We start from the raw sequence: 10,254 nt of genomic DNA on the forward strand, positions 1-10,254 counted from the left end.
CCTCGCCTCGCGCGTGAGCGATTTCGTCGATGAACGAGCTGATCCCGAAGGCGTGGAAGATGTTGTAGACGGACCGGAGCCAGCCAATGCGGACGTGTGCCTTTGCCTCGCAGGTCTCCGCCGTCACGTTGGGCACCGAGAGCCCGAGGTCCAGGACTCCCTGCTGGAGATCGCTCGGCCCGGGGCGTTTGGCGTCCGTGAACAGCGACGCGATGGGCGGAAACGCGGTGCGGTGTCTCCATGCCACGACCTTGCCCTGCTCATCGAGCCCCGCCGTCAGCAACTGGGTGTTCACGGTGTTGTAGAAGTCGTGACGGACGTCGTCCTCTCGCGTCCACTGCACGCGGACCGGAACCTTCGCCTCCCGCGCGAGCAGCACGACTTCCGAGACGAAGTCCGCCTTCGACTTGCGTCCGAAGCCACCGCCCAGGAACGTCACGTGGACGGTGACCTTGTCCTCGGTCACTCCGAGCGCGCGGGCCGCCTCCGTGCGCGCCGCCTGGGGGTTCTGGGTGGGTGCCCACACCTCGCACGTGTCTCCCTCGAAGCGGGCGACCGCGACCGGAGGCTCCATGGGGACGTGGGCGAGGTGGGGGACGTGGTACTCGGCCTCGATGACGCGCGCCGCCTTCGCGAGGGCGGCCTCGGCATCTCCCACCTTGCGAGCCACCTCGCCCGGCGTCCGCACCGACGCGGACAGCGTCTCGCGGTACTTCTCCGAGTCGTACGACGCGTTCTCCCCGTGCTCCCAGGTGATGTCCAGGGCATCGCGCCCGCGCATCGCCGCCCACGTGTTCTCCGCGAGGACAGCGAGCCCTCCCCACGGCTGGAAGGCATAGGGCCGCTTGGGCTCGGGAAGCTCGATGACGCGCTTCACTCCGGGAATGGCGAGGGCGCGGGTCGCGTCGTAACGGGCCACCCGGCCGCCCACGACGGGAGGTCTGGCGATCACCGCCGTCAGCATGCCGGGCAGCCGCACATCGGCGCCGAAGATGGCGCTTCCCGTCACGTAGGCCGGCGCGTCGAGCAGCGGCAGCGGCCCTCCGACACGGCGAAGCTCGGACTTGGGCCGGAGCTGCACCTCCTTGGGCGAGGGGATGGGCTGCTTCCCGGCCTCTTCCGCGAGGTCTCCAAAGCCGAGCGTGCGCCCGGTGGGCCGGTGCACGACGACGTGGTCGCGCGCCTCGCACGTCTCCGGCTTCACCTTCCAGCGCTTCGCGGCGGCGGAGATCAGCATCATGCGCGGCGTGGCGCCCACGCGGCGCATGTCCTCGTAGATGCCGCGGACGCTGTTGGAGCCATCCGTGTTCTGGTCGCCGTAGGCCTTGTCCCCATCCGCCTGGACGATCTTCACGCGCGCCATGTCGGCGCCGAGCTCGTCGGCGATCAGCACGGGCAGCGAGCTGCGGATGCCCTGGCCCATCTCGGAGCGGTGGCAGACGATCGTCACCAGACCATCCAGGCCCACGTGAAGGAAGACGTTCGGGTTGAGGCCCGGAGACGTCTGCTCCGCTGCCCGCGAGCCGGGCTTCGGCTTTTTGCCGGGCTTGCCGCTCGGCTCCGTGGTGGGTGGGTTCGCGGCGGCATAGAACCCGAGCGCGAGTCCTCCCGCGAGGAAGGATCGCCGGGCAATCAGTGTGGGCTCCTTGCTCATGGCGTCCTCACCCTTCCTCGGGCAGACCGGCGGCCTTCTTCACGGCCGCGCGGATCCGCGTGTACGTGCCGCATCGGCACAGGTTGCCGGCGAGCGACTGGTCGATGTCGGCATCGGTGGGCTTCGGCTTCTTCGCGAGCAGGGCCGCCGCCGTCATGATCTGCCCGGCCTGGCAGAAGCCGCACTGGGGAACGCCCAGGTCCACCCAGGCGCGCTGGAGCGGATGGCTCCCGTCCGCCGAGAGCCCCTCGATGGTGGTCACCGAGTGTCCGTCGGCGCGGCGGACCGGTGTCACGCACGCACGGACCACCTGGCCGTCGAGGTGGACCGTGCACGCGCCGCAGAGCGCCTGCCCACACCCGTACTTCGTGCCGGTGAGGCCGAGCACATCGCGCAGCGCCCAGAGCAGCGGCATCTCCGGATCGACCTCGAGGTCCTTCTCAACGCCGTTGATGCGAACACGAATCGTCATGGCCGTGCTTCCTCGGTGGGGCACTGCGCGCCTGTCTCCACCCAGGCCGCGATGATCGCCCCGAAGAGCTTCTGATTTCCCGGTGCGGGCTCCCGTCCCCAGCCGGGCGCCCATCCCCACCCCACGAGCTCGTCATGGGCGTTGTGCTCGACGATCTGTGCCAGCGTCTTGCCGCCGTTGCGCGCCGGGTCCTTGAGCTGCTCGCAGACCGCCCGCGGGCTCTTTCCCACCCACGCCATCGAGAGTGGAGCGAGGTGCCAGTTCGGCGCTCCGGGGACTCGCGCGTGCTCCAGGTTCCTGTCCTGGTGACAGCTCGTGCATTCCATTCCGACCACCCCGCGATCCTCGGGGCCGCGCACCACGGGCGGCTCATGCGGCTGCCACTGGGTCCCCTGGAGGGGCACGTCGCCGGAGGGATGGCAGTTCGCGCACCGCGGATGGAGGAGGACGCGGCTGGCCTCGAGGAAGAGGGCGCGCGAGCGATCCTCCTGGTTCGTGATGATCGCGAACGCCTCGGGAGGGCGAAGGTCCCCGGCGGCCACGGGGGGAAGCTCCGAGGGGCGCGGGTCGACGGAGCCAGGCTGACGTTTACAACCTCCCGCCGTCAGCAGGAGCAGGACGGGGGCCATGCGAGACAGGGTCGGGTGCACGGAAGCCAGGGTCCGGAATTCCCTTCCGGACCTCAAGGCGAAAGCTCAAGAGCGTGTACTCAGGAACAGCCCGTCGATGGCACGGGCGGGTTGAACTATGGTGGCGGGGCGATGAGCGACACGAGCGGCGAGCCGGCACGCAAACTGACCATCGAGGTGCGGGACCTCCACAAGTCCTTTGGTGGCCAGCAGGCCCTGCGGGGCGTGGACCTCGTGGTGCCCGAGGGCACCACCTGCGTGCTGATGGGGATCTCCGGCTCGGGCAAGTCGGTGCTGATGAAGCACATCATGGGCCTGCTCAAGCCGGACCGGGGCTCGGTGCTCGTGGAGGGCCAGGAGGTGGCCCAGATGGACGAGTCCGCGCTGAACCAGATGCGTCGCAATCAGGGCATCCTCTTCCAGGCCAATGCGCTCTTCGATTCGCTCACCGTCTTCGACAACGTGGCGTTCCCCCTGCGCGAGCGCACTCCCATGTCCGAGGAGGAGATCCAGGAGACGGTGAACAAGACGCTGGCCATGGTGGGGCTGTCGCACGCGGCCCTGCGCTTTCCCGGCGAGCTGTCCGGCGGCATGCAGAAGCGCGTGGGCTTCGCGCGCGCCACCATCCTCCGGCCGAGGATCCTCCTCTACGACGACCCCACGGCCGGCCTGGATCCGCTCACCACGTCCGCCGTCAACGACATCATCTCCACCGCCAAGCAGCAGCTCGGGGCGACCTCGCTGGTGATTACTCCGGACGTGGCGTCCGCCTTTGGCATGGCCGACAACCTCGCCCTCATGCACGAGGGCCGCATCGTCGAGTCGGGCCCACCCGACGCGTTCCGCGAGTCCCAGCACCCGGCGGTGAAGGCCTTCCTCCGCAACTGGCTGGCGCGTCGTTCGAAGAACCGCAGCTCATGAATCCCAGGAGGAACGGGCCCACCCCCATGTTCTCATCCGGGAAGAGAAAGGATTGTCCCGCATGAAGCGCCGTCCGTCGTTTTCGCTCCTGCTCCTGTTGGCCCTGGTGTCCTGGACGGGGCTGGCCCGCGCCGCCGAGGTGGTGGTGTGGCACGGCTACCGTGCCTCCGAGCGCGCCGCCCTGGAGAAGGTCGTCGGCGCGTACAACACGGCCCAGACCGCTTCCGGTACGCAGGTGAAGCTGCTGGCCATTCCCTCGGATGCCTTCACGGACAAGATCTCCGCGACGCTGTCGCGCGGGGTGGGTCCGGACGTCTTCGTCTTCCCGCAGGATCGGCTCGGAGGCTGGGTGGAGGGAGGGGGCCTGCTCGAGCCGCTCGACTTCTTCCTCGACCCGTCCGTGCGCCAGCGCTACGTGCCGGGGACGCTGGAGGCGATGACCTACCGGGGTTCCGTCTATGCACTGCCCTTGAACTTCAAGGCCATCACCCTCATCTACAACAAGAAGCTGCTGGCGAAGCCGCCCAGGACGACGGGCGAGCTGCTGGCCATGTGCAAGGCCTCGCGAGCCGGGAAGGCGGAGAAGGATCGGGTCTGCCTCGCCTATCCCTACACGGACTTCTACTACCACGCGGCCCTGATGCATGCCTTCGGGGGACGCGTGTTCGACCCAGGTCCGCGCGTGCGGTTGGACGCGCCGGAGAACGTCAAATCCCTGGAGCTGTTGCTGAAGTGGGTGGGCCAGCCAGGACTGATGCCCGCCGAGCCGTCCACGGCGCTCGTCACGTCGCTGTTCAACGAGGGCAAGGCGGCGATGGTCTTCTCCGGCCCCTGGTTCATCGGGGAGATCGCCCCGGGCATCGACTACGGGCTGGCGCTGCTGCCCACGGTGGACGAGGCGGGCGGCAAGCCCCTGAAGCCGTGGATGACGGTAGAGGGCGTGGGCATCTCCTCCCACTCGAAGCACAAGGACGCGGCCTATGACTTCGTGCGCTACCTCACCGGCCCCGAGGGCGCTCGCCTCATGGCGCTCCAGGGACGGCAGAACCCGGCGCTCGCCCAGGTGTACGAGGAGCCGGCCATCGCCTCGGATCCGGTGCTGTCGGCGATCCGTGCACAGGGCGAGGTGTCCCTCCCCATGCCCAATCTCCCGGAGATGACCATGGTCTGGTCGCCAGCGACGTCGGCCATGAATGCCGTCCTCCACCGGATGGCCACGCCCAAGGCCGCACTGGACGAGGCCCAGAAGGCGGTCCAGAAGGACGTGGCCGGCTTGCGGCGCGGTGCCAGGGCCCCATGAAACGAGGTATCCGATGAGCGGGCTCGCGGACCTTCTCGAGGCGCGACTCGAAGAGGTCGTGAGACGGTGGGCGGACAGCGTGCGCCAGCACCTCGCGCCCGGCGGCGAGTCGGACAGCGCGCTGAAGGACCACCTGCCCGACTTGCTCCGACAACTGGTGGCGACGCTGCGCGGCCATACGCCTCCAGGGGGCACCTCGCCGGTGAGCGGCGAGAACCCGGTCGGGCAAGCCTCCGAGGCACACCGGCTGGACGTGCTGGAGTCGATAGGCGACGCCTTCTTCTCGCTCGACCCGACCTGGCGCGTGCGCGCGGTCAACTCCCGCTATGAGGAGCTGGCGCGCAAGCGCCGAGAGGACTGCCTGGGGCGCGACTTCTGGGAGCTGTTTCCGGAGGCGGCGACGCCCGGCTCGAAGTACTGGACCGAGTACCACCGCGTCATGGAGCAACGGACCCCGGTGCAGTTCGTCGAGTACTTCACGCCTCTCGACCTGTGGACGGAAACGCGAGTCCACCCCATCAAGGACGGCGGCATCGCGGTCTTCTTTCGCGATGTGTCCGAGCAGAAGCGGGCACAGGAGGCGCTCCGCGAGAGCGAGCAGCGGCTGCGCCTCGTCATCGACGCACTCCCGAACCTCATCAACTTCGTCGGTACCGACCAGCGCTACCGGCTGAACAACAAGACCTACGAGGCGTGGTTTGGCGTCCCCTTCGACTCTCTTCGGGGGAAGACGGTGCGGGAGGTGGTGGGCGAGGAGAATTACGGCCACATCCGGCCGTACATCGAGCGCGCGCTCCGAGGAGAGCGCGTGACGTACCAGGTTCCGTTCGTCTTCGGGGAAGGCCGAAGAGGCTTCATCGGGGGGACCCATGTCCCCCAGGTGGATCCGCACGGCCAGGTCCTGGGCTACGCGACGCTCGTCTCCGACATCACCGAGCAGCATGCGGCCGAGACGGCCCTTCGCATGAGCGAGGAGCGGGTTCGGGGTCTGCTCGAGTCCACGGCCGAGGGCATCTGGGGGCTCGACACGGAAGGGCGCTGCACGTTCGCGAATCCCGCCTGTGTACGACTGCTCGGCTACGACTCGGCAGAGGAGCTGGTGGGCCGTGACATGCACGCGCTGACGCACCACCACCTGTTGGACGGCACGCCCTACCCGGGCGCGGCGTGCCGCATCCACGAGGCCTTCCGGACTGGCCGGGCGTTGATCGTGGAGGACGAGGTGCTCTGGCGGAGGGACGGGACTCCTTTGAGCGTGCGCTATCGCGCCAGCCCCATCCTCCGGGACGGCCAGACGGTCGGCGCGGTCGTCTCCTTCGAGGACGTGACCGAACGCAAGGCCGCGGTCGAGGCCCTGCGCGAGAGCAAGGAGCACTTGAGCCGGGTGGTGGAAGCCTCGGGCGCTGGCACCTGGGAGATCGACCCCCTCACCCGGGCATTCACCGCGGACGCGCCGCTGCGCGCGCTCCATGAGCTTCCTCCAGAGGGCGAGCTGGACCTGGAGACAGGGCTCGCGCCCATCCATCCCGAGGACCGGGAGCGCGTCCGGGACGCCGTGGCCGCGGCCCTCGCCGGGCGCGACGCCGGCCACTACCTCCACGAGTTCCGCGTGGTGAGCCGCGAGGGCCGCATCCGCTGGGTGGAGACGCGCGGGCGGGCCTACTTCGACGCCGAGGGCAAGGCCGTGCGTTTCCTGGGCACCGGCCTGGACGTCACCCGGCGCAAGGAGGCCGAGCTCGCGCGAGAGGGTCTCCTGGAGGCGCTCGCCGCGCAGCCGTCACTCCTGGTCTGCGTCCTCGAGGGACCCGAGTTCGTCCACCGGCTGGCCCCCCCCGCGTACCTGCGGCGGGTGGCACGTGGCCGTGACCTCCTGGGCAAGCCGATATTCGAGGCCGTGCCGGAGTTGAAGGGCCAGGGCTTCGAGGCTTTGCTCACCCGGGTGCTCGAGACGGGAGAGCCTTTCGTGGGCCGGGAGGTTCCCGCCTCCTTCGACCGGGGGGACGGCACCTTGGAGGAGGGCTTCTTCGACGTTGTCTACCAACCGGTGCGCGGCGAGGAGGGTGGCTTCGATAGCATCCTCGCCATCAGCCACGAGGTGACGGACGTGGTGCACGCGCGTCGGAGGGCCGAGCGGCTCATCGCGGAAGAGAAGGAGCGCGCGACCTTCGAGCAGCAACTCATCGGCATCGTCAGCCACGACTTGCGCAGCCCCATCAGCGCCATCTTGCTGGGAGCCCAGGGACTCCTGCGCCGGGAGGGTCTCGACGAGCGGAGCTTGAAGGCGGTGGTGCGCATCCAGTCGAGCGCGGAGCGCGCCGCGCGCATGGTGCGCGACCTGCTGGACTTCACCCAGGCGCGGCTCGCGGGCGGCATTCCACTGCATCCCCGGCCTACGAGCCTCCACGACCTGGCGCGCTCCGTCGTGGACGAGGTGCAGGGGACGCACCCCGAGCGCGACGTGCACCTCGTGCTGGAAGGAGACCTCCAGGGCCAGTGGGACCCGGACCGGCTCTCGCAGGCGCTCACGAACCTGCTCATCAATGCCGTCAAATACGGCACCGAGGGCACGCCCGTGAGCCTCCGCGCACGGGAGGTGGGGGACTCGGTGCACATCGAGGTGCACAACCGGGGCACGCCCATTCCCCAGGAGCAGTTGGGTCGACTCTTCGCGCCGATGCAGCGCGGGACGAACCAGCAGGACACGGGAGGGCGCAGCGTGGGCCTGGGCCTCTACATCGTGGAGCAGATCGCGCGCGCGCATGGCGGTCGCATCGAGGTCCGCTCGACCCTCGAGGAGGGCACCACCTTCACCCTGCGCCTGCCTCGCCGCCCGCAGCCTGGCGCGGCATCATAGAACGACCCCGCCCGCATCCCACTGGCGCGGGTCACGGCGACAGCCAGACACCCCGGCGGACCCGGAAGCGCCGCCACCAGCAACGATGTAGTAGCCCAATTACGGGCGCTTCTGGAGTGCGTCCAGCGCCGCCTTCGCCTGCACCAGCCCGTAGCCGTAGCGCGGGTCATGTCCCCCGCTGCCCAGGTCCTTCGCGGTCCGCTGGAGCAGCTCACGTACCTCGGAGGCCTTGAGCGTCGGCCGAGCGCTCCACACCAGCGCCGCCACGCCCGTCACGTGGGGCGCGGCCATTGACGTCCCCGGGAACCAGGCGTAGTCCATGCCCTTGAGGTTCACGTGCACCTGCCCGCCCAGGTTCTTCAGCACCGCGGGCCTCGACTCCCGGCCCACCGCCACCGAGGGCACCCAGTGGGACCCCGGCCCGTCCAGCCCCATCTGCCACGCCACCTTCTCGGACTCGTCCGTGCCGAAGATGATGGCCTTCGCACCTTGCGTGATGACGCTGTTGGCCACGCGCGTGACCGTGTTGCCGGGAATGAGCCGCACGTAGGCCACGAAGCCCTCGCACGTGCCGGCCTTGCACCCGCGGGGCTCGCCCACGCCGCAGTCGACGAGCTCGCCCGAGTACTCCCCAGCCGGTGCGTGGATGAGGGAGCGCGAGGTGTACCGCTCTCCCCGCGCGTCGAGCTCGGCCAGGGTGGCACCCTTCAGGGTGACGGAGGAAAGCACGTCCACGCCGGGCGCCACCAGGCTCAGCCCGGCGCCCCGGTTGGAGAAGGAGGCCACCTCCTCCTGCGAGTCCACCGCCCCCACGGCCAGCACGGACGAGAAGGCCGCCGGGTAGCTCAAGGGGGCCTCGTGGCCCGGGCCGCTGTCATTGCCCGAAGCCGCCACGATGAGCATCCCGGCATCCGCCGCGGCCTGGAAGGCCTCCTCGGCAGTGCGACCCATGTTCGCCTGGCTCCCGAGCGACAGCGAGGCGATGTTCGCCCCCTGCTGCGTGCACCACTCGAGCGCCAGGAGCACGTTGCTGATGCTGGCTCGCTCCTGCACGTTGAGCACCCGGGCGATGAGCAGCTCCACGCCGGGGGCCACGCCCACCATGCCGCCCTGGCTCATGCCCGGATACGTCGTGCCTCCCGAGCCGAGCTGCGCCGCGATGATGCCCGCCACGTGCGTGCCGTGGCCGATGCCCCACATGCCGTTCGTCTCGTCGCTGGGCAGGTCGTCCTTGTCCACGAAGTCGCGGCCCGCCTTGTAGGCACTGGCCACCTCGGGGTGTCGCGGGTCGATGCCGCTGTCGATGACGCACACCTTGATGCGCTCGCCGGTGGGGGCACCCGTGTCGAGCACGCCATCCTCGTTGGCGTCCCACACCTGGGGAGCCTGCACGAGTCGCAGCGCCTCGGTGTACTCATCGACGGAGCCGGTGGTCCCGGGCGCCGCGAGCAGCGCCATCGGCGAGAGGCGGGGCAGCCCGAGTGGGCGCAGCTCCAGGTCTGGCTCGATGCGCTCCACGTCCGGGTCCGCCGCGAGCCGGGCACGCTCCTCGGGCGTCACACGCGTGGCCACCGCCGGGAGGGAGTGGAACCGCGCCTTCACCTGGCCGAGGCTCCGCACGCTCGACGCACTCACCCGGGAGCCCGAGCGGAAGCGCACGAGGACGGCTTCGCGGCCATCCGTTGCCGCCTGCTGGAGCGTGGAGTCCGGTGCCCACCCCTGCGCCTGCTCCGTGCACTCCTCGTGGCGCTGCTCCTCGGTGACTTCTTCCCCCCCCGTACACGCCACCAGGGCCAGCAGTCCGAGAAATCCCCATCCCCGCCGCATCCTCACGCTCCTTTTCCCGCCTGGGAAGAGGAGGTGGGGCGGCGACGGGGCCGTGGCCAGGGGCAGTCGAGGATTTCCAGGAGATTGTGTAGAGCACCGTCCAACCCGAGCGTCCCCTCGTGGACGGTGGGCGCCTGCCTGCTCTCGGAAAGGGCAGGGGACTTCTTCGTGCTACACAGCCCGGGTGTCCGATTTCTCCCTTCCGCCGGAACTCTCGCGAGAGCCCGAAGTCCTGATCGAGTCCCCCCGCTTCTCCGTGGTGAAGCGGCGGGCGGACGGGCGGGTCGACTTCATCTCCCCGGTGCCGTGCCCCTACAATTATGGCTGCATCCCCGAGCTGGGCTCCGGGGATGGGGATCCGCTGGACGTGGTGGTGCTCGGCCCACGCCTGCGCCGGGGCGAGCGGCTGCGCGTGCCGGTGGTGGGGGTGATTGCCTTCCTGGACGCGGGCTGCGCGGACCCCAAGGTCATCTGCAGCACCCGGCCCCTGCGGGCGGTGGACCGGGCGGGGCTCGCGGCCTTCTTCCGCACCTACGCCCTCTTCAAGCGCGGCCTGCACCTCGTGCGAGGCCAGGGCGGGGGCGACACGCGCTACCT

8 protein-coding genes are annotated in these 10,254 nt (G+C 69.7%); 4 read left to right on the plus strand and 4 right to left on the minus strand.

Going from position 1 to position 10,254, the window contains the following annotated elements; all coding sequences use genetic code 11:
- The 3 genes from VF794_RS32045 to VF794_RS32055 all read right to left on the minus strand — a co-directional run.
- Window positions 1-1,654 (minus strand): xanthine dehydrogenase family protein molybdopterin-binding subunit (locus VF794_RS32045; protein WP_331116918.1); only part of this gene is annotated, 1,654 nt, incomplete at its 3' end.
- A 7-nt stretch (window positions 1,655-1,661) separates the two neighbouring features.
- Window positions 1,662-2,126: a (2Fe-2S)-binding protein gene (locus VF794_RS32050; RefSeq protein ID WP_331116919.1), complete on the minus strand. Its 465-nt coding sequence runs from the start codon at window positions 2,124-2,126 to the stop codon at window positions 1,662-1,664.
- Window positions 2,123-2,755, minus strand: a complete 633-nt coding sequence (locus VF794_RS32055; protein ID WP_331116920.1) for an Isoquinoline 1-oxidoreductase subunit — start codon at window positions 2,753-2,755, stop codon at window positions 2,123-2,125. Before VF794_RS32055 ends, VF794_RS32050 begins: the two co-directional genes overlap by 4 nt.
- A 132-nt stretch (window positions 2,756-2,887) precedes the next feature.
- On the opposite strand from VF794_RS32055, the gene VF794_RS32060 reads away from it, so the two are divergent.
- The 3 genes from VF794_RS32060 to VF794_RS32070 all read left to right on the plus strand — a co-directional run bounded on the left by VF794_RS32060 (window position 2,888) and on the right by VF794_RS32070 (window position 7,830).
- Complete coding sequence (locus tag VF794_RS32060) at window positions 2,888-3,676, plus strand: ABC transporter ATP-binding protein (protein WP_331116921.1); 789 nt, start codon at window positions 2,888-2,890, stop codon at window positions 3,674-3,676.
- 61 nt (window positions 3,677-3,737) lie between these two features.
- The gene (locus tag VF794_RS32065) at window positions 3,738-4,976 is read left to right on the plus strand and encodes an extracellular solute-binding protein (RefSeq protein ID WP_331116922.1); all 1,239 of its coding nucleotides are present in this window, start codon (window positions 3,738-3,740) and stop codon (window positions 4,974-4,976) included.
- Between the two features lie 13 nt (window positions 4,977-4,989).
- Window positions 4,990-7,830, plus strand: coding sequence for a PAS domain-containing protein (locus tag VF794_RS32070; protein WP_331116923.1), 2,841 nt, complete (start codon window positions 4,990-4,992; stop codon window positions 7,828-7,830).
- A 99-nt stretch (window positions 7,831-7,929) separates the two neighbouring features.
- Here the strand turns inward: VF794_RS32070 and VF794_RS32075 are convergent, their stop codons facing one another.
- Entirely contained in the window at window positions 7,930-9,657 is a 1,728-nt protein-coding gene (locus VF794_RS32075; RefSeq protein ID WP_331116924.1) for a S8 family serine peptidase, read from the minus strand.
- A 184-nt stretch (window positions 9,658-9,841) separates the two neighbouring features.
- On the opposite strand from VF794_RS32075, the gene VF794_RS32080 reads away from it, so the two are divergent.
- On the plus strand, window positions 9,842-10,254 hold a 413-nt coding region (locus VF794_RS32080; protein WP_331116925.1), incomplete at its 3' end, for an inorganic diphosphatase.

Source organism: Archangium sp. (assembly GCF_036389735.1).
Classification (GTDB): Bacteria; Myxococcota; Myxococcia; order Myxococcales; family Myxococcaceae; genus Archangium.